Below are 22,561 nucleotides of genomic sequence, written 5' to 3' on the forward strand. Positions count from 1 at the left end.
TGACCACGCAAAGGCACCGCGCTGAAAACCAACAAAAAAGTGCCAACTTCGAGGTACCTGCACATGCTTATCGATCTGCACGCTCATGCGCCCCATCCGGGTTACTACAACCAGCACCCGCACTGGGGGCCGTTCTTCGAACAGCACGCCGATGGCGATATCAAGCTGCGCGTGGGGGAATGGATTCTGGGGCTCGGGTCGCCTGAGCGTAAGGCTGCCGTGCGTTCGGGCAACGGCCCCAAGCTTGAGGAATATTTCGCGCGCTGGGCAGACCCGAAAGTCCGTCTGGCCGGCATGGATGCGGCAGGGCAGAACCTGCAGGTAGTTTCGGTGCCGTCGCACTGCTACATGTACTGGACCGAAGCCGAGTTCGCCGTGCCGTTTGCGCGTACCGTCAACACCACGCTGGCCGAGTACTGCTCGGCAGCCCCGGACCGCCTGATGTTCTGGGCTCACGTGCCGTTGAACGCACCTGAGGCGGCCGCCGCTGAACTGCGTTATGCCTGCACCGAACTGGGTGCCAAGGGCATGGTCGCCGGCGGCGCCAACTTCGGTGGGCTGGAATTCGATTCGCCGGAGCTGGATGTGGTCTGGAGGACCCTCTGCGACCTGGACCTGCCAATGTTCATTCATGGCTACAACCAGTCGGTCACCTGGGGCAAGAACGCCAACGACGACCGTTACGAAACCACCGCCATCGTCGGCATGCAGTACGACGAGAGCCGCTGCTTCTGGAACCTGATCTGCGGTGGCGTACTGGACCGCTTCCCCGACCTCAAGGTGTACATCACCCATGGCGGCGGCTACGTGCCGTATCAGCTCGGGCGCCTGGCCAAGACCAACGAAAACCTGGACGTCAAATACAACAAGAAGCCGCTGCTCGACTACATGAAGAACTTCTACTTCGACGTCGAACTGCATGAAGTGCCGATGCGCCAGGCGTTGGTCGATATCATCGGTGCCGACCATGTGCTGTACGGCAGCAACTTCGGCGGCAGCGATGCGGTGCGCCATGACCTGACCCATGGCTTGAAGCTTTCGGATGCCGATCTGCGCAAGATCCGCTATGAGAACGCCTGCCGCCTGCTGCATCTGGATCCCACCAAGCTAGGCAAGGTAGGTGCCTGATGAAGCTGGCACGCTGTGAGCACCCTGCGGTCGGTATTTTCTGGGCCGTGGTCGATGTCGCCCAGGACCAGGTAACCCCCATTTCCGGCAACTTCAGGGACTGGGCGCCGGGCGTGGCGGCGGGGCGGGGCATCAGCTCCGTCCGGCTCTGCGGTCCGGCGCTGGCGCTGTCGAAAGTGCGCTTGCTGCCACCGATCGAGCCGATCAATCGGGTGGTGGTGGCGGGTGCCAACTATGCCAAGCACCTGGTGGAGTTCGGATTGAATGCACCGGCGCAGCCGGTGGCATTCCTCAAGGCCTACGGCGCGTTGATCGGCGCCAGAGACCCGATACGCTTTCCGCCCTTGACCGAGGAACTCGACCACGAGGTTGAGCTGGTGGCGGTGATCGGTACGGGCGAGATCGACGTCGAAAACCCGCTGGCCTGCGTACTGGGCTACACCGTCGGCAACGACGTGAGTGCGCGCGACCTGCAGCGCAGCGGGCCGCCCGGCATCGGCATGGACCTGTTTGCCGCCAAGAGCCAGGACCAGACCACGGGCCTGGGCCCGTGGATTGTCACCAAGGATGAGTTCGACCAGGGCTCTCCCAGGGTGCGTCTGACCTTGAAGGTGAATGGCGAGGTGCGTCAGGACGGCTCCACCGCCGAGATGACCTGGGACGTGGGGCAATTGATCAGCTTCGTGCAGCAACGCTCCAGCTTTGCCACGGGTGATGTGCTGTTCACTGGGTCCCCGGCTGGTGTCGGCATGGGGACCGGCCTGTTCCTAAAAGAGGGCGACGTGGTTGAAGCCAGCATCGAAGGCATCGGCACATTGCGAAATGTAGTCGGTAAAAAACCGCAGCCAATCGAGAGCCAGACATGAACACCAACAATAAAGAAAAAGTAGTGGTCGTGGGTGCCGGTTTGATGGGCACCGGCATTGCGCATGCTTTCGCCAGCTCCGGGTTCGTCACCGTCGTGGTCGATACCAATCCCGCCTCGTTGACCCACGCGCGGGTCAGCATCGAAAAGATCCTTGGCGATGGCGTACGTCTGGGCAAGGTCAGCGAGGAGCAGGCGCAGCAATCACTGGCCAATTTGCTGACCACCAGTGACCTGAACGAAGCCGCCAGCGGGGCGAACTGGCTGGTGGAAACCGTCTCCGAGCAACTGGCGGTGAAGAAGGCAGTCATCAGCCAGGCAGCCCCGCTGCTGGCCGCCGACGCGATCATCGCCACCAACACTTCGGCCCTGAGTGTGACCGAAATTGCCGCGTCGGTGGACAATGCCGACCGGGTCATCGGCATGCATTTTTTCAACCCAGTGCACAAGATGAAGCTGGTGGAACTGGTGCGTGGCCTGGCCACCAGCGACGAGGTGGTGGTTCGCACGCGCGCGCTGTGCGAGCAGATCGGCAAGACCTCCATCATCGTCAATGAGTCGCCAGGGCTCACCACCAGTCGCATGTCTGCGTTGCTGGGTAACGAAGCGATGTGGATGCTCCAGGAAGGCACCGCGACCGCCGAAGACATCGATACCGCACTGCGCCTGGGCTTCAATCATCCGATGGGGCCGTTGGAGCTGGGTGACCTGACCGGCTGGGATACGCGACTGTCGGTGCTGCGCTACCTGCATCAGACCCTGGGCGAGAAGTTTCGCCCCTGCCCACTGATCATCAAGATGGTTGCAGCCGGACGCCTGGGGCGCAAGACAGGGCAGGGCGTGTATCGCTATGCCGATGGCAAGCAGGTTCCGGGGTCCGGGCTCAAGGCGAGTGCACTATGAACGAGGTCGTGATCGTTGATGCGGTGCGCACGCCCATCGGCAGGTTTCGTGGCAGCCTTGCAGGGGTGCGGGCCGATCATCTGGGTTCGCTGGTGATCAACCGCTTGCTGGAGCGCGTCGATGTGGCCCCTGAAAGGGTCGAAGACGTGATCTTCGGCTGCGTGACGCAGATCGGTGAGCAGTCCGCCAATATCGCCCGTACCGCATTGTTGGGTGCAGGCTGGCCGGTCAGCATTCCCGGGTTGACCATCGACCGTAAATGCGGCTCGGGTGAAGTCGCTGTGCACCTGGCCGCTGGCGCGATCGCCAGTGGCGCGATGGATGTCGTAGTGGCTGGTGGCGCGGAAAACATGAGCCGCGTTCCGATGGGCAGTAATCGGGACCTTCACGGCGAGGCGTTCGGCTGGTTGGCGGCGCAACGCTATGAATTGACCAGCCAAGGCGAGGCGGCCGAGCGGATCGTCGACCAATGGTCGCTCAGCCGCGAAGCCCTGGATGACTTCGCCTTTGCCAGTCATCAGCGCGCTGCGGCCGCTTGCGACGCGGGGTATTTCGACAACGAGATCGTGCAGGTCGTGGTCGATGACCTGAAGGAGCAAGCGCTGACCGAGCCCGCTGGCGTGTTGCGTCGCGATGAAACCATTCGCAGGGATACCTCGCGGGAAAAGCTGGCGACGCTCAAGACCAGCTTCCGCCCCGAGGCCGGGCGCATCACCGCAGGCAACTCGTCGCAGATCTCCGATGGTGCTGCCGCGCTGCTGCTGATGAATGCCGACACGGCGAAAAAACTTGGGCTCAAGGCGCGCGCGCGCATTCGCGCCTTCACCACGGTCGGCTCCGACCCGACCTTGATGCTGACCGGGCCGATTGCCGCCACCCGCAAGGTGCTGGCCAAGGCCGGGTTGAACATCAATGACATCGACCTGTTCGAGGTCAATGAAGCATTCGCCTCGGTACCGCTGGCGTGGATGCTGGAGACGGGCGTACCCCACGAGAAGTTGAACGTCAACGGTGGGGCCATCGCCCTGGGGCATCCGCTGGGTGCCAGCGGTGCGCGCCTGATGACCACCTTGCTCAACGAGCTCGAGCGCCGGGGAGGCCGCTTCGGCCTGCAGGCCATTTGCTGTGCCGGTGGCATGGGCACCGCCACCCTTATCGAACGGCTTGATTGAGGTGGCCCGCCTGCCTCTGGTTGCCCTCGACGACATGCCGCCCGCGTTGCAGGACGCGGTCGAGCGTGGGCAGCGCAGCCGCATGCTCAGTTCCGTCACCCCGGTACAGGTCTGGGCGCACCGTCCAGCGGCCGCTTTGGCCTGGCTGGAGCTGATGGAAAGCTTGCACAGCGACAGCCTGCTGCCCGAGCGCTTGCGCGAGTTGATGCGCCTGAAGATCGCCAGCATCACCACCTGCCAGGCCTGCCAGCTGGCGCGCAAGTCGGACACCGTCACAGAACAGGACATCGCCTGCATGACCAGCGACAGCGCTCGGTTCAGCCCTGAGGAAAGGGCGGCGCTGCGCTACGCCGAGTTGTTCGCCAGCGATTATCTGGCGATCGACGACCAGCATTTCAGTCGGCTCGAAGCCTATTTTTCTGTCGCCCAGATAGCCGAGTTGGGCATGTACTGCGCGCTGATGCTGGCAGGCGGGCGCATGACGTTGGTACAGCAGGCCTATTGAAAACTGTCACGCATCAAATTATATGATCATAAAAATCATATTTGTTTAGTTATAGTTGAATAGGGCCTACCATTACCCCGTGTAAAGGGTCTCTGCTGCGGCCTGATAAAAAATAATGACAATAAAACCGGAGATGATCATGTCCACACCGGCACAAAGCGATCTGACCAAGGCATTCACCGATGTAGCCAGCAATTACCGGGGCACCAGCGACATCGACCTGCATGCGACCTACCGTGACATGCGCGCCAATTCCCCCGTCCTTCAAGACAACTTCATGGCACGCCTCGGGGTGCCGACCATCGCCGGGCTGGATGCCACACGGCCCACCTTCACCTTGTTCAAGTATGACGACGTGATGGCCGTGATGCGTGATGCCGGCAACTACACCAGCGGCTTTATCGCCGAGGGCCTAGGCGCGTTTTTCGATGGCTTGATCCTGACCGCGATGGATGGCGAGGCGCACAAGAACATCCGCAGCCTGCTGCAGCCGGTGTTCATGCCCGATACCGTCAACCGCTGGAAGGAAACCAAGATCGACCGGGTGATTCGCGAGGAGTACCTCAAACCGATGGTGCCGGCCAAGTCGGCCGACCTGATGGATTTCGCGTTGTATTTCCCCATTCGCGTGATCTATTCGCTGATCGGGTTCCCTGAAGACCGCCCCGAGCAGATCGAGCAGTATGCGGCCTGGGCCCTGGCGATCCTGGCGGGCCCTCAGGTGGACCCGGAAAAGGCCGCCGCGGCGCGTGGCGCGGCGATGCAGGCCGCACAAGCGCTGTATGACGTGGTCAAGGTCGTGGTAGCCGAGCGACGCGCGCAGGGCGGTACGGGCGATGACCTGATCAGCCGCCTGATCCAGGCCGAATACCAGGGCCGGTCGCTGGATGATCATGAAATAGCCACCTTCGTACGGTCGCTGCTGCCGGCGGCCAGTGAAACCACCACCCGCACCTTCGGCACCCTGATGTCGCTGCTGCTGCAGCACCCCGATGTACTGGAGCGGGTGCGCAATGATCGCAGCCTGGTGAACAAGGCCATCGATGAAGCAGTGCGCTTCGAGCCGGTGGCCACCTTCAAGGTGCGCCAGGCCGCCAAAGACCTGCAGATCCGCGGTGTGGCCATTCCGCAAGGGGCGATGGTGCAGTGCATTGTCACCTCCGCCAACCGGGACGAAGACGCCTTCGAACATGCCGACACGTTCGATATCGACCGCAAGCCCAAACCCTCCTTCGGCTTCGGTTTCGGCCCGCACATGTGCATCGGCCAGTTCGTCGCCAAGACCGAGATCAACTGCGCGCTCAACGCGATTCTCGATCTGATGCCCAACATCCGCCTGGACCCGGACAAACCCGGCCCGCAGATTGTCGGCGCGCAGCTGCGCGGCCCGCATTACCTGCATGTGCTGTGGGATTGAAGCAGGTCCTGGCCGCCCTGACGGCCACGTGAAACGATATAAATTGAACACAAACAAAAAAAGTGTTTAATTAACGTCGAATCTGCACTATGCTTCATTCACAACAACAAGCCCGAATGCGAAGGGGATAGCCATGAAAGTTGAAGATCTGATTCTCGTCAGCGTCGATGACCACGCGATCGAGCCGCCCAATGCCTTTGCCCGCCACATGCCGGCACGCTTCAAAGGGCGCGAGCCGCATGTCGTCAAGAAAGGCGAGCGCGATGTCTGGGTGTTCGAAGAGCAGGCCACTGGTTACATGGGCCTGAACTCCGTGGTCGGCCGGCCGAAAGAGGAATACGGCATGGAGCCGCTGGGCTACGACCAGATGCGTCGTGGGACCTGGAGCATCAAGGACCGCGTCGATGACATGAACGCCAACGGCGTGCTTGGCTCCTTGTGCTTTCCAACCTTCCCGGGCTTTGCCGGGCAGCGCTTCCAGGTCCACGGTGACCGCGACGTGTCGCTGGCCGCGATCCAGGCCTACAACGATTGGCACCTGCACGACTGGTGCAACGCCGCACCGGGTCGCTTCATCCCGCTGATGATCGTACCGTGGTGGGACATGAAGGCTGCCGCCGCCGAGGTCGAGCGCCTGGCACGGCAGGGTGTGCATGCCATTTCGCTGTCGGACAACCCGGCCATCCATGGTTACCCGTCGATTCACAGCGACTACTGGGACCCGCTGTGGAAGGCGTGCAGCGACAACAAAGTGGTCATCTGCTGCCATATCGGCACCGGCGTGAAAGCGGACCACGCGTCTGACATGTCGCCTATCGATGCCTGGATCACGTCCATGCCGATCTCTATCGCCAATTCGGCGGCCGACTGGATCTGGGCGCCAATGTGGAAGAAATTCCCCGACCTGCGCATGGCCCTGTCCGAAGGGGGCATTGGCTGGGTGCCTTATCTGCTGGAGCGTGCAGACTTCACTCACCGCCATCACAACGCCTGGACCAACTCCAACTTCGACGGGAAGATGCCTAGCGATATCTTCAACAAGCACTTCATCACCTGCTTCATCGAAGACAATTTCGGCCTCAAGAACCTGGATTTCCTCAACGCCGACATGGTCACCTGGGAGAGCGATTACCCGCACTCCGACTGCACGTGGCCCAACTCGCCGGAAACCGCCTGGGAAGGGCTGCAGCACCTCTCCAAGGACGTCATCGACAAGGTCACCCACCTGAATGCGATGCGCGAGTTTTCCTTCGACCCATTCTCCATCCACGGCCGCGAAAACTGCACGGTGGGCGCGCTGCGAGCCCAGGCCACACACGTCAGCATCGAGCCTGCCTTGGGCTTGGGCGGCGCCGACCATGGACGCGATGACAACAAGCCGGTCACCTCCGGCGACATCAACGCGATGTTCGCTCAGGCTGACGCGCAAACCGCGTTGTAAGTCGCTCACCTTGCTTCAGGCGTCGCGCATCGGCGGCTGAAGCAAGGGGACGGTTCTGTGGTCGCCTCAAGCGGGGCGATTGCGCCTGTGTTCAGTTAGAGAGCGCATATGGCCATCAGTCAATTCAGCTACAGCTCCATTCCTCCCGAGGCCGAGGCGCTTCGTGCCGAAGTCCGGGAGTTCATCCAGGCCCATCTGGCCGATTACCCGCCGACCCTGCGTGCCCATTCATGGATGGGTTTCGACGCCGAGTTCAGCAAGAAGCTGGGCGCCCGCGGCTGGGTCGGCATGGCGTTGCCCAAAGCCTACGGCGGCGCTGCGGCGGGGCCGTTTGCCCGCTATGTGATCATTGAGGAACTGCTGGCTGCCGGTGCGCCGGTGTCGGCCCATTGGATTGCCGACCGGCAAAGCGGGCCGCTGATCAACCGGTTCGGCACGGAACAGCAGAAGCAGCGCTACTTGCCTGCCATCTGCCGAGGTGAAAGCTACTTCTGCATCGGCATGAGCGAGCCCAATTCCGGCTCTGATCTTGCGTCCATCAAGAGCAACGCAGTACGTGAGGGGGACAGCTGGCTGCTCAACGGGCAGAAAGTCTGGACCACCAACGCCCACCATTCGCAGTACATGATTGCCCTGGTGCGCACCGGCGAAAAGCAGGCCGCGCGCCACGAGGGCATGTCGCAATTCATCGTCGACCTGACCCTGCCCGGCATCACCATCCGGCCGATCCGCGACCTGGCCGGCGGCGAACATTTCAACGAAGTGTTCTTCGACAATGTGCGCCTGCCGGCCGAGGCGTTGATCGGCAACGAAGGCAAGGGCTGGGATCAGGTGACCGCCGAACTGGCGTTCGAGCGTAGCGGCCCCGAGCGCTTTCTCAGTTGCATGGCGCTGCTCACCGCCCTGATCGACGCACTCGGCAAGGCGCCTGATGCCTTGCAGGCACGGGAGGTGGGACGCCTGTCGGCCAGGCTGCTCACATTGCGCAATATGTCGCTGTCCGTCACCGCGCAACTGGCCGCGGGCGAACATCCTGCCTGGGCCGCTTCTTGCGTGAAAGACCTGGGCAATGTGTTTGAACAGGAACTGCCGGAAGTGGCGCAACTGCTGCTTGACGTCGAGCCTCGTCAGGCGGGTGGCGGCGAGTACGCGCGGGTGCTGGCCTACCTGACACAGATGGCGCCGTCCTTTTCACTGCGTGGCGGTACGCGCGAGATTCTGCGCGGCATCATTGCCCGCGGCCTGGAGTTGCGATAATGCGCAAACTATTTGAGACGATGATCGAACGCCTGTTTGCCGACCTGGCCACCCCGGCCTATGTGCTCGGCTGCGAGGGGGGCGAGTGGCCAGCCGAGCTCTGGTCTGCGCTCGATGAGTCAGGCTTCACCCTGGCGGGCACCACCGAAGCGCTGGGCGGCGCGGGAGCCAGCTGGGCGGATATCTATGTGATGGTCCGCGCCGCCGGGCGCCATTCGGTGCCGGCACCGCTGGGCGAGGCGTTGCTGGCCAACTGGCTGCTGGGCAAGGCCGGCCTTGAAGGGCGCGGGGGCACCTTGAGCATCGCCGCCTGTGCCGATTTGACCCTGGCCGATGGACACGTCAGCGGCATCGCCCGCGCCGTACCCTGGGGGCGCAATGTAGAAGCCCTGGTGGCCGTCGCCACGACCGATGCGGGCACACCGCAGGTGGTGTTGCTGCAACGCAGCGCGGCCTGCGAACTCACCCCCAGCCTCAACGTGGCGGGAGAGCCGCGCGATGACCTGGTCTTCCGTGGCGCGCGGGTCGTTGCCCACGCGCACCTGCCAGACGGGCTCGGCGTCGATGTCCTGGAACTTGGGGGCGCGATGCTGCGCTCGGCGCAGACCGCCGGGGCGCTGCATGCGTTGCTGGACATGACCGCCAACTATGCGCGAGAGCGCAAGCAGTTCGGCAAGGCCATCGGGTCGTTCCAGGCGATCCAGCAGCAGCTGGCGGTACTGGCCGAGCAGACGGCCGCTGCCAGCATTGCCGCTGAAGCGGCCTTTTGCGAGTCCGACGACGGGCTCGCGGCTTTGACCATCGCCGTAGCGAAAATCAGTACCGCCGACGCCGCGAGTGTCGGCGCCAGCATCGCCCATTCGGTACACGGCGCCATCGGCTTTACCGAGGAATACCCCCTTCACCTGCTCAGCCGAAGGCTGTGGGCATGGCGTAGCGAATTTGGCTCGGCCAGCCTCTGGAGCCAACGCCTGGGCGCACAAATCTGCCAGGGTGGCAGCGACGGGTACTGGCCGTTGCTGACCCACCACGGCAAGCAACCCTTGACCGGCCTCGCGAGCAATCGACTATGAACCCGTTTCTTCAGATCGAGCGCGAGGGCGGTATCGTCACCGTGCGCATGAACCACCCGGACACCCGCAATGCCCTGACCACACCGGAACAGATTCAGGAGTTTGTCGATCTGTGTGCCGCGTTGCGTCGCGACAAGTCCGCCAGGGTCATGGTGCTGACCGGCAATGGCAGCGCCTTTTGCGCCGGCGGCAATGTCAAGGATATGCACGAGCGTGCCGGCATCTTCGCAGGCTCGCCCTATGAGCTGCGCAATACCTACCGTGACGGCATTCAGCGCATTCCGATGGCGCTGTACGACCTGGACATTCCGGTTATCGCCGCCGTCAACGGGCCCGCGATCGGCGCGGGCCTGGACCTTGCCTGCATGTGCGACATCCGCCTGGCATCCACCTCGGCGGTATTCGCCGAGAGCTTCGTACGCCTGGGTATCGTGCCGGGCGACGGCGGCGCCTGGTTGCTGCCGCGGATCATCGGCGTTCCCAAGGCGAGTCTGATGTCCTTTACCGGGGACACCATCAATGCGGTCAAGGCGCTGGAATGGGGGCTGGTGGAACAGGTGTGCTCGCACGAGACGCTGATGGCCGAAGCGCGTTCGCTGGCCGAGCGCATCGCCAGCAACCCGGGGCACTCGCTGCGCCTGTGCAAGCGCTTGCTGCGCGAAGGGCAGCACATGCGCCTGGACTCACTGCTCGAGCTGTCGGCGGCTTATCAATCGCTGGCCCACCACACTGAAGACCATCAGGAAGCCGTTTCGGCGTTTGTCGAAAAGCGAAACCCCGACTACCTCGACCGGTGACCGCATAAAGGCACAACCGACGGAATTTTGGAGTATTGAAGATGCGTGGCGTTTTCCGTGAAGACCACAACATGTTCCGCGAACAAGCGCGCCGGTTTGTCGATCGCGAGATCGTGCCCTACCTGCATGAGTGGGAAAAGAACGGCATAGTGCCCAAGGAGGTCTGGCTCAAGGCGGGAGAGACCGGTCTTTTGTGTTCTACCGTGCCCGAGGAGTACGGCGGCCCTGGCGGGGACTTCGGCCACTCGGCGGTGATGATCGAGGAGTTGGCGCGGGCCAATGCCACCGCGGTGGGGTTTACTACCCACTCCGAGATCGTTGCCCCTTACATTGTCGCCTATGGCAGCGAAGAGCAGAAACAGCGTTGGCTGCCGCGGATGGTCAGCGGCGAGCTGATTGGCGTGATCGCCATGAGCGAGCCGGGTATCGGCAGCGACCTGCGCTCGATGCGGACCTTGGCGCGCCGGGAGGGCGATGACTACATCGTTTCCGGGCAGAAGACCTTCATCACCAACGGGGGTAACGCTGGCTTGATGGTGACCGCAACCAAGCTCGACCTCAGCGCCAAGGAGCTCACCCTGATTTGCGTCGAAGAAGACCGCCAGGGGTTCTCCAAGGGGCGGTTGCTGGAAAAGATCGGCCTGAAGGGCCAGGACACCGCCGAATTGTTCTTCGACGATGTGCGGGTGCCTGCCGGCAACCGGCTCGGCGAGGAGGGGCAGGGCTTCAAGTACCTGACTCACCAATTGGCGTGGGAGCGCCTGATCATCGCGATCCGCGCCGCACAGTCGATCCAGACGCTGCTGGAAGAGACCATCGAATACACCCGCGAGCGGAAAGTGTTCGGCAAGCCGGTGCTGGATTTCCAGAACACCCGCTTCAAGCTCGCCGAAGCAAAGGCGCAGTTCACCATGCTGAGGGTGTTTGTCGATGATTGCCTGGCCAAGGTCATGCGCGGCGAGCTGCCCGCGGATGTGGCGGCCATGGCCAAGCTGCTGGGCTCGGAAATGCAGGGCAAGCTGCTCGATGAGTTCTTGCAGCTGCATGGCGGCTACGGGTTCATGAGCGAGTACAAGATCAGCCGGGCCTGGGTCGATGCGCGCGTTGCGAGGATCTATGGCGGCACCTCGGAAATCATGAAAGAGATCATTGGCCGCACGCTCTAGGGGCCGGCAAGCAGGGCGGGACAGTGGCACCCGAAGGATTACCAGAGGAAAAACAACAATGAGCCTTTATCGAGCTTTCGCGGTTTTTTGCCTGTGCCTTGCCTCCGCTTTCGCGATGGCCCAAGAGCCCTCGACGGATGCCTATGACGCTGAAAGCCAGCGCGCCAGAACATTGCTGGCCAAAGCCGTCGCCCACTACCAGGCCAGGGGCGACAGTGCCCTGGCCGAATTCAGTCGGCAGGGCGACTTCGTCGATGACGAGCTGTACATCTACGTGGTCGATACCTCGGGTGTGATGCTGGCCAGCGGCGGGCCGTCGGTATCCCTGGTCGGAAAACCGGTGGTAAGTGTGCTGGACGACGACCTCAAGGCCGCGTTCCGGCAGGCCATCGAGGAGCCTGCCGACGGCACCGTTCGCAGCGCAGAGTACCGCTGGTGGAATTGGCAGCACGCCAAGGTGGAGCGCAAGCGTGTGTTCTATCAGCGGGTGGGGGATCGGGTGATCTCCGTCGGCTATTACATGCCGCGCTCCAGCCCTGAACAGGCCCGCGCGCTGATGCGGCAAATCGCCGAGCAGGTGAGCAAGGACCCGAAGGCGACCTTCGTGCTCATCAACCAGCACGACAAGGGGCTCACCCAGGATGACCTCTATGCCTTCGTGGTGGACCTCAAGACCCAGCGCTTCATTGCCCACGGGTTCTTGCCGCGCCTGATCGGTACGGACTTCAAGTCGCTGCGTTCCTCTGATGGCAAGCCGATTGGCAAGGATATTCTGCGGCAGATGGCAAACCATGAGACTGGCGAGCTCGACTACCTGTGGCGCAACCCCATCACGGGGCAGAACGAGTTCAAGAAAACCTTTTTGCAACGGGTGAACGGCTATGTGGTTGCGGTGGGTTGCTACAGTGATCAATAGGCCGGCGCGCGTTTGGCAGGGGCGACGTCATCGATGAGCGATAGCCGAGTGGTGGGCGCCGACAACCGTAAGCTGGCGCACCCCGATGCGCAGATCCTTTCTATCATCTGTTTCAACTTCGTCGGTTACGTGTGCAGCGGCTTACCGCTGGCCGTGCTGCCGGGTTTCGTGCTGCATGACCTTGGCCTGACATCGGTTGTTGCCGGCGCAGTGATCGGTGTGCAGTACCTTGCGACACTGCTGGCGCGACCGCTGGCAGGGGCTATGGCAGATCGCTTTGGGGCCAGGTGCTCGGTGGTTTGCGGGCTCGGCGGCTTGATCGCGAGCGGTATGCTGACTTGGCTTGCGGTCATGTTCCAGGCCCCCTTGTGGCTTTGCCTGGTGCCGCTGGTGCTGGCCAGGATCATCCTGGGGCTCGGTACCGCAATGATCTCCACGCCCAGTTGTACCTGGGCCATTGGCTTGAGCGGTGCGTCCAGCACTGCAAAGGTCATGTCGTGGAACGGCATAGCCGCCTATGGCGGTACGGCGGTTGGCGCACCGTTGGGGGTGCTGTTGAGCGATAGGTTCGGCCTCGCCAGCGTGGGCCTGTGTACTGCACTGCTGGGCCTGGTATTTCTGGTTGTGGCCCTCGGCAAGTGCCCGGCGCCGGTGGTGGCCGGTGCTCGGCTGGCCTTTCATCGGGTGCTGCTTACGGTGCTGCCCAACGGCCTTGTGCTAGCGTGCAGCTCGGTGGGGTACGGCGGGCTGACGGCATTTGTGGCGCTTTATTTCGACAGCCTGGGCTGGAGTGGCGCGGCTTTTTGCCTGAGCGGCTTTGGCGCAGGTTTCATTGTTGCGCGACTAGCATCGCCGGGCATTCTGCATCGGTTCCGGGGCTACAACGTGGTTGCCGTGTGCTTGCTTGTGCAGACGGCGGGCCTGCTGCTGATCGGGCTGGCACCCTCGCCGGTGCTGGTGGTCGCTGGCGGGGCCCTGACTGGTATCGGCGTGTCGTGGGTCTACCCGGGGCTCGGCATGGAAACCCTGGCGGTGATTCCGGCGGCCAACCGAACCTCGGCACTGAGCGCGCTTTCATTGTTTTTCGACGTCGCGGTCGGGTTGGCGGGGCCGATGCTGGGGCTGGTTGCCGCAGGCTACGGCTACGCTTGGGTGTTCCTCTGGTCTGCACTGATATCAGTGAGCGCCGGGGTATTGGTTCTTTATCTGTGTTGGAAATCCAATTCTTTCCACCGTTGAATTCAACCTTGCAAGAGAGGCAGGTCCATGAGCAATTCCCTTTACGATATTCCCTTGCAGCAGATCGATGGCACCGCCAGCAACCTTGGCCGCTATCGCGGCAAAGTACTGCTGCTGGTCAATGTGGCGTCGAAATGCGGGCTTACCCCGCAGTATGAAGGGCTGGAAAAGCTCTACCAGCACAAGAAAGACCAAGGGCTTCAGGTGCTGGGCTTCCCCGCCAACAACTTCAAGGAACAGGAACCGGGCAGCGATACCGAAATCGCCGAGTTCTGCTCGTTGAACTACGGCATCCAGTTTCCGCTGTTCTCGAAGCTGTCGGTCAACGGCGAGGATCGCCACCCGCTCTACGCCGAGCTCACGGCCGCGCAGCCCGAGACGATTGGTGAAGGCCCCTTCAGGGAACGGCTCAAGGGCTATGGCATCGCGTCCGACAACCGCACGGACGTGCTGTGGAACTTCGAGAAATTCCTGGTCGACCGGAGGGGGCAGGTCGTCGCCCGTTTCGCGCCCGATGTGGCGGCCGACGACCCACGGCTGCTGGAGGCAATCGACGCTCAGCTGGCCAGCGGGGCATGAATCGATGCTGACGGTCGACACGGTAACGGCGCTTCGCACATACCTTGGCCGCGTGCGTGCCGAGCACGGCACGATCGCGCTGGTGGCGACCATGGGCAACTTGCACGACGGGCACATGGCCCTGGTCGAACTGGCCAGGCAGAAGGCCGACATCGTGGTGGCCAGCATCTTCGTCAACCCCCTTCAGTTCGGCCCTGGCGAAGATCTGGCCAGTTACCCCAGGACGCTGCAAGTCGACAAGGAGCGCTTGGCTGCCGCAGGGTGCGATGTGCTGTTCGCGCCCGCCGTCGAACAGATGTATCCGGATGGAATGCAGGAAATTACCCTCGTCAGGGTGCCGCGGGTGTCGCAGGGGCTGTGTGGCGCCTCGCGCCCCGGCCACTTCGATGGCATGGCAACGGTGGTCATCAAGCTGTTGAATAGTGTTCAGCCAGACGTGGCGATCTTCGGTGAAAAGGATTACCAGCAGCTTGCGGTCATTCGTGCAATGGTGCGAGACCTCAACATGGCGACGCTGATTGTGGGTGCCCCGACGGTGCGTGCCCCGGACGGCCTGGCGTTGTCTTCGCGAAATGGCTATCTGAGCGAGAAGCAACGTTCGATCGCGCCGTGGCTGCACACGTGCCTGGTTGATCTGGCCGCAGTGCTCCAGCGGGGGCAGGCGATCGGCCCTCCATTGAATGGCTGTCGAGAGCGGTTAGAGGCGGCGGGTTTTGAGCTTGAGTACCTGGAAGTCAGAAACGCCCGGAGCTTGCAGCCGGCGACACACGATGACGACCAATGGGTGATTCTGGGCGCGGCTCGTCTTGGCAAGACGCGGCTTATCGACAACCTTGTGGTCGATCTCCACGTTCCAGCGATTGCTCTCCCTAGATGCAAGTCGGGTTCTCTACTGTAGGCGCTACCCACTGCGCAATTTTTCCGTCGCTTGTGCGGTCATCTTCGTCTCTAGTTGCAACAGGCATCTCGAATTCGGAGCGCTTGGAACACCTCGTGTTTCAGCCTGACAGGCACTGGTGATGTACAGGGTGCTGTTGCCTTCACCACACAGGCCGGTAGGGCTGGGCGCAGGTAACTCAAACCGACATGCGTACAGCCAGCTGCGAGCGGAGAAAACCAAATGTCTCGAGTTACCTCATCACATGGCAACGCCGAAACTCACGAGCGCGTGCGCCAGGCCGCGCTTGAACTGTTCACCCAGAAGGGATATCAATCAACCAGCCTGCGCGACCTGGCATCCTACCTGGGGATGCAAGCGGGATCGTTGTACAACCACATGGAAAACAAGCAGTCGCTGCTCTACGAGCTGATGGAAGAGGCGCTGGACGACCTGCTGGTCAACACACGCACCAGTGTCAAACAGGGCAATACTCGTGATGAGCGTTTACGGCTGTTCGTCCAAGCGTCGCTGGATTTCCAGAGGCGTGAGCGCAAGCGCATGACCCTGATCAATCGCGAGATGATCAATCTCTCCACCGAGCAGCAAGAACATATCAAGTCCCTAGTGGAAGAGTATGCCCGCTGCCTGAAGTCGGTGATCGCCGGCCAGTCCGCCAAGGGGCCGACTGTCAATCACCGCTCCGACCTTTTGATTGGGGCAATCATTGGCATGCTGCAAGGCTTGCACTTCTGGGACAGCGGCGAGGCCCCTTCATCGTCCAGGGATGAAGTCGACCAGCTGACGAGCATTATCAGTGGCGCGATAAGTGCGGCCGTTGCCTGAATGGCTGTTGCAAAGGGCCGCCTGTGCGGCCCCAGGTAACCTCGTCATCCAGCCGCGATGACTGACCTCGCACTGCATGGAAAAAAAATGGGGCCGTCCGAGTGATGCAAAGAAGCCTGGTTCTACCCTGGTTCGCTGCACCGCTACACGGGGGACAAGCGGCACATCCGGGTGATTGTGCAATTCGAAATTCTGGTATACCGTAATCTCGCTATCCCATTTGGCGGATAGCACTTGATGCCGTACACGGTCGTTTCGGGGCGTGTTGTACGGGAAGTTCCTTGGCACTGCCTTTGGCAGCCTACGCCCCGACCGCGCCTGTCCGTTTTTCGGATCAGGTGCTGTATACGACCAGGTACATCGTAATGAGCCATTCTCTTTCGTTTTTCATCGATGGCAGCTGGGTCGCTCCAGCCACACTGCGGGTATTTCCCGTCTACGACCCCGCTCGCGAAATGCCTTTCGCTCAAATAGCCTTCGGCTCTACTGCTGACGTCGATCATGCCGTCCGCGCCGCAGCCGCCGCGTTTCCCAGCTTCTCCCAGACTTCTCGCGAGGAGCGCCTGGCGCTGTTCGAACGCATCCTGTGCTGTTTTCGTGAGCGCGCCGAGCAGATGGCGCATGTCATTTCTCGAGAGTTGGGTGCGCCCCTCTTTTTTTCCCGCACCGTTCAGGTAGCCAGCGCAGAAGCTCAAATTCTGCAGTACATCAAGACGCTGGGCGCTTATGAGTTCGAAACTCAGAAAGGTAGCACTCGAATCATTCGTGAAGCCATTGGTGTGGCCGCACTCATCACGCCTTGGAACTGGCCGATCAACCAGATCGTTTGCAAGGTGCTGCCGGCGTTAGCTGCTGGGTGCACCATGGTACTCAAACCCAGCGAAGAAACGCCCCTAAGCGCGCTGCTGTTTGCCCAGATACTGCAGGCGGCCGGTGTACCACGCGGCGTCTTCAATCTGGTCAATGGAGAGGGTGCCGAAGTAGGCGCCGCTCTCGTCAGTCACCCATTGGTGGACATGGTTTCGTTCACCGGTTCTACGCGAGCGGGGATTGCTGTAGCCAAGCTTGCAGCGGAGGGGGTCAAGCGGGTCTGTCAGGAGCTTGGCGGAAAGTCGGCAAACATTCTCTTGCCAGATGTGCACATAGCCGATGCGGCTCGCCGTGGGGCGTTGGCCTGCTTTGCAAACTCAGGGCAGACCTGCGACGCGCCGACCCGCATGCTTGTCCCCCGTCAGCGCATGCAGGAGGCCATCGAAGGCGCTCAAGCCGCTGCCAACGCCGTCCGTGCTGCCGACCCTCGAGACCCGGAGAGCGTCATCGGACCGGTCGTTAGCCGTCGGCAGTTCGACAGCATTCAGCGGTTGATCAATCTAGGCATCGAGGAGGGTGGCCAACTGGTTGCCGGTGGCCCAGGGCGTCCAGAAGGCCTGGACCAAGGCTGGTACGTGCAACCGACTGTTTTCGCCAATGTGACCCCGCAGATGACCCTGGCGCGAGAAGAGGTCTTCGGCCCCGTACTGGTGTTGATGGCGTACGACGACATCGATGAAGCCATTGCAATGGCTAACGACAGCGAGTTCGGCCTCGCTGCCTATGTCCAGTCCTCCTGTCTCGACACCGCCCGCCATGTGGCCCGGCGCCTGCGTGCGGGAACCGTCTACATCAACGATCCGGAATGGGATCTGACGGCGCCTTTCGGCGGCTACAAACAATCTGGCAACGGGCGTGAATACGCGGAATACGGTCTGAACGAATTCCTCGAGATAAAGGCGATGCTTGGCCACGGTTGATCGTGTGTTGCGTTGACGAAGTGCAAACAAAAACAAGATGAGGTGCAGCAGTCATGGAACATCCGGTCGAGTACGACTACATCATCATCGGCGCCGGCTCTGCGGGCTGTGTGCTGGCCAACCGATTATCCGAGAGCCCGGACATCAGTGTGCTGGTGTTGGAGGCGGGGCCGATGGACAGGAATTTCTTCATTCAGGTCCCGGCAGGGGTCCATCGCATCTACAACAATCCTGGGCTGAACTGGAATTATGTCAGTGAGCCCGCCAAGGGGATGAATGATCGCTGCATCCCGATTCCCAGAGGTCGTGTCGTCGGTGGTTCTTCGACCATCAATGCAATGGTCTACATGCGCGGCCACCCGCTGGACTTCGATGGCTGGGCGCGCGACTTCGACCTGCCTTCCTGGGACTATGCCCATTGTCTACCGTACTTCCGCAAGGCTGAGCGCAGTGACCGTGGAGAGAACCTGTGGCGTGGTGGAAGTGGCCCGTTGGGCGTGTCTCGTGGCACCAGCGACAACCCCCTGTATGACGTATTCGTCGAGGCTGGCAAAGGCAGCGGCGTGGGGATTTCCGATGACCTCAATGGCTATCAGGCCGAAGGCCTTGCACGTTTCGATGCGACCAAGTGGGAGGGACGACGTTGTTCAGCTGCAGACGCGTACCTGCATCCGGCGTTGTCCCGCAGCAATCTTCACCTTGAGGCGCAGGCGCATGTACAGCGCATCGAGCTGTGCGACAGTCGCGCTGTTGGCGTGACCTTCCGCAAAGGTGGCAAGGTGCGACACGCTGTGTGCACAAAGGAGGTCATCCTCAGCGGTGGAGCGATCAACTCCCCGCAAATCTTGCTGCTTTCTGGCATCGGCCCCGCAGATGAGCTGCGCCGACTGGGCATCACGCCGCAAGTGGATTTACCGGGCGTCGGAGCAAACCTTCAAGACCATGCCGACATTGCGTTGCAATGGGCATGCACTCAGCCCGTGACCCTGGACCGCATCGGCTCGCCGCTACGCATGGCTGCTGCGGGAGCAGAGTGGCTGCTGCACAAGAGAGGGCCGGCCGCCTCGAACTTCTGGGAGGCGGGGGGACTCGTGCGTAGCAATGCCGAGGTGCCCTACGGAAACTTTGAATTGCAGTTCATCCCGGTAGCCATCGATTACGAAGAAAGCCGAACGGTTCTCAAGCAAGGCTTCCAGATCCATATCAGCCAAGCAAGACCGCAAAGCCGAGGATCGATTCGTCTGCGTAGCGCTGACCCGATGGCGCCACCTCGAATCGATATAAATCTGCTCGATACCTCGGCAGACAGCCGTGAGATGGTCGAGGGGATCAGACTCACGCGGGAGATCGTTTCCCAGCCGGTATTCGATGGTTACCGTGGTGCGGAAATTTCTGCAAGTGCGGCCTGCCGCGATGACACCGCACTGCTGCGTTTCGTGCGTGAGAACGCCATCACTGACTATCACCCCGCCTGCACTTGCCGCATGGGTAACGATGGGCAGGCGGTCGTCGGAGCAGACCTGAAAGTACACGGGGTGCAAGGGTTGCGTGTGGTGGATGCCTCGGTCATGCCGCGCATCACCGGCGTCAATCTCAATGCTCCGACCATCATGATCGCGGAAAAGGCGGCAGACCTCATCCTCGGCCGAACGCCCCTGGCACCGCTCTACGTCCCTCTGCAATTGAACCCTGGCGTGGTCTACAGCCATGCCGTCTGATGCAAGCTCGACCAACAATGACAAGACAAAGGTAGTCGACATGAACCATCCACAAACGCTACGAGGACAACTCCACAATGGAGTACAGGCCAAGGATGATTCCCCGTACAACATCGCTCTGGCAGTGAAGATCGCCCGCATCCGCGACGTCGAGCATCTGGCCTGCGATTGCAACGGCTCTTCCGCAGTGATCTTTCGAGAATGCGCAATCTGGCTGGTAGCGGCAGCGATCCTCTGGATCGGCGGACTCTTCGTTGTATTTGCCTGAGGCGGCTAAAATGACTGACAACATGAGCTTCGATACGCTGAACAACATTGCCAAGGAATCGGTTTCCGGGCGCCTTCCCCTGACCGGCAGCGAGCGCATCTATACTGGCTATTTCTCCTTCCTGTGGACCTGTACGGCATTCGCAGCGGCTACCTGGGCGTTTCTGATTGGCGGCATATTGCCATTTACCGGCGATACCAAGCTGGGCATCCTTGGCTATTTCATCGGAACGATCATCGGCCTGGTGCCGGTGATCCTGTCGGGCGGACTTCCCTCATTCCGATATGGTGTCGATCCGATTGATGCCACGAAATCTGCGTTCGGGGTAAGGGGCTCCATACTTCCGATGTTTGTGTTGCTGGTGGTGAACCTGAGCTGGAGTTACCTGCTGGTCGCGCTCACGTCGCGGGGAGCGGCCAATGTTTATCAAGAGATAAGCGGCGGGCCAGTGTCAGAGTATGTAGTGATCGCAATTGCCATCCTGACCCTGCTGCTCGGATGGGCGATGACCATTTATGGACCTTGGCTGTTTGAAAGGATCAGTCGCTACGTGGCACCTGGTCATCTGATCGTCACGCTGATCATGCTGGGCTTGCTGTGCAGCCACTTCGGTTTCTTCGAGCTGCTCGACACCAACGTGGCACCAGAGAAAGCCTATACCCAGGACAAGCTCACCGGTTTCATCTATGCCATTGAGTTCGGTGTGTCCGCTTCGCTCTCATGGTGGCCGATGGTGGGTGGGCTGACCAGGCTGGCCAAACAGCGCAAGCACCTGGCCGGGCCAGCCATTTGGGGACTGGCTGTGCTGGGCGCGGCGTTCATATCCGCCATCGCGGCACTGGCCGCCGTCAGCGCTGGCACCGCAGACCCGACGGTATGGATGATCAAGCTGGGTGGCCCTTACCTGGGTTGCGCCATCATGGTCTTCGTACTGCTGGCGAACATTCCGTCCATGGTCATCATGCTCTACCTGGCCGGCGTGTCGGTACAGCAGATCCGGGCATTCGCTCGCTTGCGCTGGTCTGCGCTGATCGGTCTGTTCATGCTTCCCGGCCTTTATGTGGCATTCAATACGCAATGGATGCTCGATGAGGTGATGGCGTTCGTCAGCTACATCGGTCTGCTGTCTATGGGGATCGCCAGCGTCATGTTCGTGGACTACCTGATTCTGCGGCGCGAGCAACTGGACGTTCGACATCTGTTTCATTCAACGCCACGCGGTAAGTACTGGTTCACCGGTGGCGTGAACTGGGTAGCGGTGCTGACCACCTTCGCCTCGATCACCTTCTACCTGTGGATGTACAACCCTATTTCACTGCGTACCGAACCCGCCTTTATGTACCTGGGCGCGGGCATACCCACCATGCTGTTCACAGGGTTGGTGTACTACGTGCTGATGAAATGGCTGGTGGTGGGTCGCAAGGGGGCTTATCCAATGCCTGGCAGCGCGTCTGTACAGGACAAAGAGCCCGTGGAAGTAGCGCTGTGATAGCTGGAGCCAGAGCATGAGGGATTGCGAATTTCCCATCCGGATGCAGGTGGCCGGAAACACCTGCATTTGTGATTTGAGCCAGGCACGAAGCAATGAAGATCGTGATCGCTGGATGCTGGCGCTTGAGCGTGCGTGGACGACTGGCGCCCACTTGAGCTGTGAATGTCCGAGACAGGGTGATAAACGCTTGCGATTCACCGCCGGGCGCCTGGTTCGCGAGCCAGGAAAGGGCTTCGAACATGCGCCTGCGTGTGTTTTCTACTTCCCTCCCAGGAGCCAGTCAGGCATGTCTAGCTACAAAGTCGGTGTTCGTGCGGCAGACACGCCAGGTGAATGGTGTCTGGAGGTAGGCCCGGTGATCACCAGCCCGCTAGAGGGTTTTAAGCAGGCCAGTTCCGCCAGTTCCACGATGTTCTCGCTGCGGGCCTTGTTCGACTTCGTCTGGACGATTGCAGGCCTCAACGCCTGGTCGCCAGAGGCTCAGTCCTGGCGTACCGTGCGAGATGTCAACGACCGGCTGCTGGAGGCCGCGCGGGACATCTATCTGGAGCGTTTCCCATTGGTGGATTACCTGCTGGTGGGGACGCCTGGGGTAAAGGAACAGAAGCGCTCCAATCGTGCGAAAGCCCTCAAGGCACTGGAAGCTTCCCGTCCATTTATCGCGATCGTGCCGCTGGCGGCGTGGAGTGAAACACGAGAGCAAGCCAGCGACCACAGGCTTGCGCTGACTGACTTTGATGGAATACCAGCATTTTCCTGTCTCTCGGCAGAATGGCAAAAGGCGCTCAGCGAAAATCCTTTCGTTGTGGATGCGTGGCGAGGGGGTGATCGAGTGCTGGCCGTCATTCTGGCTACACCCTGCTCACCACGTCTGGCTCGACTCGAAAAGCTACGACTCGTGCCGGTAAGCGCTGCGTGGTTACCCCTCGATTCGGCAGAGCAGCGGTGGATGGAATTGAAGTTGCGAGAGGAGCAACGGTGTTTCTGGAAGCCGCTCGCCTTCGACTCCGTTTCGTCGCGCCAGCTACCAGATTTCTGGCTGGAGGAGGGGAGTCGATACGCCATTCCGATCGCCGTCCGCTGTGAGGCGTCGCGAGAATAGGGGGAAGCGC

At 61.3% G+C, this 22,561-nt stretch carries 21 protein-coding genes; all 21 read left to right on the forward strand.

From position 1 onward, the window contains the following. Nucleotides 1-63 precede the first annotated feature (63 nt). The 21 genes from G7009_RS21790 (at nucleotide 64) to G7009_RS21890 (ending at nucleotide 22,551) form a co-directional block, all read left to right on the forward strand. Nucleotides 64-1,128: an amidohydrolase family protein gene (locus G7009_RS21790; RefSeq protein ID WP_181132171.1), complete on the forward strand. Its 1,065-nt coding sequence runs from the start codon at nucleotides 64-66 to the stop codon at nucleotides 1,126-1,128. Beyond that, the gene (locus G7009_RS21795; protein WP_181132172.1) at nucleotides 1,128-1,994 is read left to right on the forward strand and encodes a fumarylacetoacetate hydrolase family protein; all 867 of its coding nucleotides are present in this window, start codon (nucleotides 1,128-1,130) and stop codon (nucleotides 1,992-1,994) included. Before G7009_RS21790 ends, G7009_RS21795 begins: the two co-directional genes overlap by 1 nt. After that, complete coding sequence (locus G7009_RS21800) at nucleotides 1,991-2,896, forward strand: 3-hydroxyacyl-CoA dehydrogenase (protein WP_181132173.1); 906 nt, start codon at nucleotides 1,991-1,993, stop codon at nucleotides 2,894-2,896. Before G7009_RS21795 ends, G7009_RS21800 begins: the two co-directional genes overlap by 4 nt. Beyond that, the gene (locus tag G7009_RS21805) at nucleotides 2,893-4,068 is read left to right on the forward strand and encodes a thiolase family protein (protein ID WP_181132174.1); all 1,176 of its coding nucleotides are present in this window, start codon (nucleotides 2,893-2,895) and stop codon (nucleotides 4,066-4,068) included. The genes G7009_RS21800 and G7009_RS21805 overlap by 4 nt, the downstream gene beginning before the upstream one ends. A 1-nt stretch (nucleotide 4,069) precedes the next feature. Further along, on the forward strand, nucleotides 4,070-4,573 hold the full coding sequence (locus G7009_RS21810; protein ID WP_181132175.1) for a carboxymuconolactone decarboxylase family protein: 504 nt from the start codon (nucleotides 4,070-4,072) through the stop codon (nucleotides 4,571-4,573). A gap of 139 nt (nucleotides 4,574-4,712) precedes the next feature. Continuing rightward, nucleotides 4,713-5,990 carry a cytochrome P450 gene (locus G7009_RS21815; protein WP_181132176.1) on the forward strand — a complete coding sequence of 426 codons (1,278 nt, stop codon included), beginning with the start codon at nucleotides 4,713-4,715 and terminating at the stop codon, nucleotides 5,988-5,990. A 133-nt stretch (nucleotides 5,991-6,123) separates the two neighbouring features. Continuing rightward, the gene (locus G7009_RS21820) at nucleotides 6,124-7,431 is read left to right on the forward strand and encodes an amidohydrolase family protein (RefSeq protein WP_181132177.1); all 1,308 of its coding nucleotides are present in this window, start codon (nucleotides 6,124-6,126) and stop codon (nucleotides 7,429-7,431) included. Nucleotides 7,432-7,539: 108 nt separating this feature from the next. Continuing rightward, nucleotides 7,540-8,688, forward strand: coding sequence for an acyl-CoA dehydrogenase family protein (locus G7009_RS21825; protein WP_181132178.1), 1,149 nt, complete (start codon nucleotides 7,540-7,542; stop codon nucleotides 8,686-8,688). Beyond that, nucleotides 8,688-9,761 carry an acyl-CoA dehydrogenase family protein gene (locus tag G7009_RS21830; protein WP_181132179.1) on the forward strand — a complete coding sequence of 358 codons (1,074 nt, stop codon included), beginning with the start codon at nucleotides 8,688-8,690 and terminating at the stop codon, nucleotides 9,759-9,761. Before G7009_RS21825 ends, G7009_RS21830 begins: the two co-directional genes overlap by 1 nt. Further along, nucleotides 9,758-10,558, forward strand: coding sequence for a crotonase/enoyl-CoA hydratase family protein (locus G7009_RS21835; RefSeq protein WP_181132180.1), 801 nt, complete (start codon nucleotides 9,758-9,760; stop codon nucleotides 10,556-10,558). The genes G7009_RS21830 and G7009_RS21835 overlap by 4 nt, the downstream gene beginning before the upstream one ends. A 41-nt stretch (nucleotides 10,559-10,599) precedes the next feature. Next, on the forward strand, nucleotides 10,600-11,724 hold the full coding sequence (locus tag G7009_RS21840; RefSeq protein ID WP_181132181.1) for an acyl-CoA dehydrogenase family protein: 1,125 nt from the start codon (nucleotides 10,600-10,602) through the stop codon (nucleotides 11,722-11,724). A 58-nt stretch (nucleotides 11,725-11,782) separates the two neighbouring features. Next, nucleotides 11,783-12,640 carry a cache domain-containing protein gene (locus G7009_RS21845; protein WP_181132182.1) on the forward strand — a complete coding sequence of 286 codons (858 nt, stop codon included), beginning with the start codon at nucleotides 11,783-11,785 and terminating at the stop codon, nucleotides 12,638-12,640. A gap of 33 nt (nucleotides 12,641-12,673) precedes the next feature. Then, nucleotides 12,674-13,879 (forward strand): MFS transporter, encoded by a 1,206-nt coding sequence (locus tag G7009_RS21850; RefSeq protein ID WP_181132183.1) that lies wholly within the window; start codon nucleotides 12,674-12,676, stop codon nucleotides 13,877-13,879. Between the two features lie 27 nt (nucleotides 13,880-13,906). Beyond that, nucleotides 13,907-14,458, forward strand: coding sequence for a glutathione peroxidase (locus G7009_RS21855; RefSeq protein WP_181132184.1), 552 nt, complete (start codon nucleotides 13,907-13,909; stop codon nucleotides 14,456-14,458). 4 nt (nucleotides 14,459-14,462) lie between these two features. Continuing rightward, complete coding sequence (gene panC / locus G7009_RS21860) at nucleotides 14,463-15,356, forward strand: pantoate--beta-alanine ligase (protein WP_181132185.1); 894 nt, start codon at nucleotides 14,463-14,465, stop codon at nucleotides 15,354-15,356. Nucleotides 15,357-15,578: 222 nt separating this feature from the next. Continuing rightward, nucleotides 15,579-16,181 carry a TetR/AcrR family transcriptional regulator gene (locus tag G7009_RS21865; protein ID WP_181132186.1) on the forward strand — a complete coding sequence of 201 codons (603 nt, stop codon included), beginning with the start codon at nucleotides 15,579-15,581 and terminating at the stop codon, nucleotides 16,179-16,181. Nucleotides 16,182-16,546: 365 nt separating this feature from the next. Beyond that, entirely contained in the window at nucleotides 16,547-17,971 is a 1,425-nt protein-coding gene (locus G7009_RS21870; protein ID WP_181132221.1) for an aldehyde dehydrogenase family protein, read from the forward strand. 53 nt (nucleotides 17,972-18,024) lie between these two features. Next, nucleotides 18,025-19,689, forward strand: coding sequence for a choline dehydrogenase (locus tag G7009_RS21875; RefSeq protein ID WP_181132187.1), 1,665 nt, complete (start codon nucleotides 18,025-18,027; stop codon nucleotides 19,687-19,689). A 40-nt stretch (nucleotides 19,690-19,729) separates the two neighbouring features. After that, nucleotides 19,730-19,957: a hypothetical protein gene (locus G7009_RS21880; protein ID WP_181132188.1), complete on the forward strand. Its 228-nt coding sequence runs from the start codon at nucleotides 19,730-19,732 to the stop codon at nucleotides 19,955-19,957. A 10-nt stretch (nucleotides 19,958-19,967) separates the two neighbouring features. Then, nucleotides 19,968-21,446: a cytosine permease gene (locus G7009_RS21885; protein WP_219856718.1), complete on the forward strand. Its 1,479-nt coding sequence runs from the start codon at nucleotides 19,968-19,970 to the stop codon at nucleotides 21,444-21,446. A gap of 43 nt (nucleotides 21,447-21,489) precedes the next feature. Beyond that, nucleotides 21,490-22,551 carry a DUF1173 domain-containing protein gene (locus G7009_RS21890; protein WP_258198028.1) on the forward strand — a complete coding sequence of 354 codons (1,062 nt, stop codon included), beginning with the start codon at nucleotides 21,490-21,492 and terminating at the stop codon, nucleotides 22,549-22,551. Nucleotides 22,552-22,561: the final 10 nt, after the last annotated feature.

Origin of the sequence: Pseudomonas capeferrum (assembly GCF_013523055.1) — a bacterium.
In the GTDB taxonomy this organism is placed as follows: Bacteria; Pseudomonadota; Gammaproteobacteria; order Pseudomonadales; family Pseudomonadaceae; genus Aquipseudomonas; species Aquipseudomonas capeferrum_A.

What these genes read in the sequence shown, in the direction of transcription:
- G7009_RS21870 (WP_181132221.1), top strand. Translation starts at nt 16,547, where the DNA reads ATGAGCCATTCTCTTTCGTTTTTCATCGATGGCAGCTGGGTCGCTCCA.
- G7009_RS21855 (WP_181132184.1), top strand. Translation starts at nt 13,907, where the DNA reads ATGAGCAATTCCCTTTACGATATTCCCTTGCAGCAGATCGATGGCACC.
- G7009_RS21850 (WP_181132183.1), top strand. Translation starts at nt 12,674, where the DNA reads ATGAGCGATAGCCGAGTGGTGGGCGCCGACAACCGTAAGCTGGCGCAC.
- G7009_RS21820 (WP_181132177.1), top strand. Translation starts at nt 6,124, where the DNA reads ATGAAAGTTGAAGATCTGATTCTCGTCAGCGTCGATGACCACGCGATC.
- G7009_RS21800 (WP_181132173.1), top strand. Translation starts at nt 1,991, where the DNA reads ATGAACACCAACAATAAAGAAAAAGTAGTGGTCGTGGGTGCCGGTTTG.
- G7009_RS21845 (WP_181132182.1), top strand. Translation starts at nt 11,783, where the DNA reads ATGAGCCTTTATCGAGCTTTCGCGGTTTTTTGCCTGTGCCTTGCCTCC.
- panC (WP_181132185.1), top strand. Translation starts at nt 14,463, where the DNA reads ATGCTGACGGTCGACACGGTAACGGCGCTTCGCACATACCTTGGCCGC.
- G7009_RS21815 (WP_181132176.1), top strand. Translation starts at nt 4,713, where the DNA reads ATGTCCACACCGGCACAAAGCGATCTGACCAAGGCATTCACCGATGTA.
- G7009_RS21885 (WP_219856718.1), top strand. Translation starts at nt 19,968, where the DNA reads ATGACTGACAACATGAGCTTCGATACGCTGAACAACATTGCCAAGGAA.
- G7009_RS21795 (WP_181132172.1), top strand. Translation starts at nt 1,128, where the DNA reads ATGAAGCTGGCACGCTGTGAGCACCCTGCGGTCGGTATTTTCTGGGCC.
- G7009_RS21890 (WP_258198028.1), top strand. Translation starts at nt 21,490, where the DNA reads ATGCAGGTGGCCGGAAACACCTGCATTTGTGATTTGAGCCAGGCACGA.
- G7009_RS21840 (WP_181132181.1), top strand. Translation starts at nt 10,600, where the DNA reads ATGCGTGGCGTTTTCCGTGAAGACCACAACATGTTCCGCGAACAAGCG.
- G7009_RS21835 (WP_181132180.1), top strand. Translation starts at nt 9,758, where the DNA reads ATGAACCCGTTTCTTCAGATCGAGCGCGAGGGCGGTATCGTCACCGTG.
- G7009_RS21805 (WP_181132174.1), top strand. Translation starts at nt 2,893, where the DNA reads ATGAACGAGGTCGTGATCGTTGATGCGGTGCGCACGCCCATCGGCAGG.
- G7009_RS21865 (WP_181132186.1), top strand. Translation starts at nt 15,579, where the DNA reads ATGTCTCGAGTTACCTCATCACATGGCAACGCCGAAACTCACGAGCGC.
- G7009_RS21875 (WP_181132187.1), top strand. Translation starts at nt 18,025, where the DNA reads ATGGAACATCCGGTCGAGTACGACTACATCATCATCGGCGCCGGCTCT.
- G7009_RS21790 (WP_181132171.1), top strand. Translation starts at nt 64, where the DNA reads ATGCTTATCGATCTGCACGCTCATGCGCCCCATCCGGGTTACTACAAC.
- G7009_RS21825 (WP_181132178.1), top strand. Translation starts at nt 7,540, where the DNA reads ATGGCCATCAGTCAATTCAGCTACAGCTCCATTCCTCCCGAGGCCGAG.
- G7009_RS21880 (WP_181132188.1), top strand. Translation starts at nt 19,730, where the DNA reads ATGAACCATCCACAAACGCTACGAGGACAACTCCACAATGGAGTACAG.
- G7009_RS21830 (WP_181132179.1), top strand. Translation starts at nt 8,688, where the DNA reads ATGCGCAAACTATTTGAGACGATGATCGAACGCCTGTTTGCCGACCTG.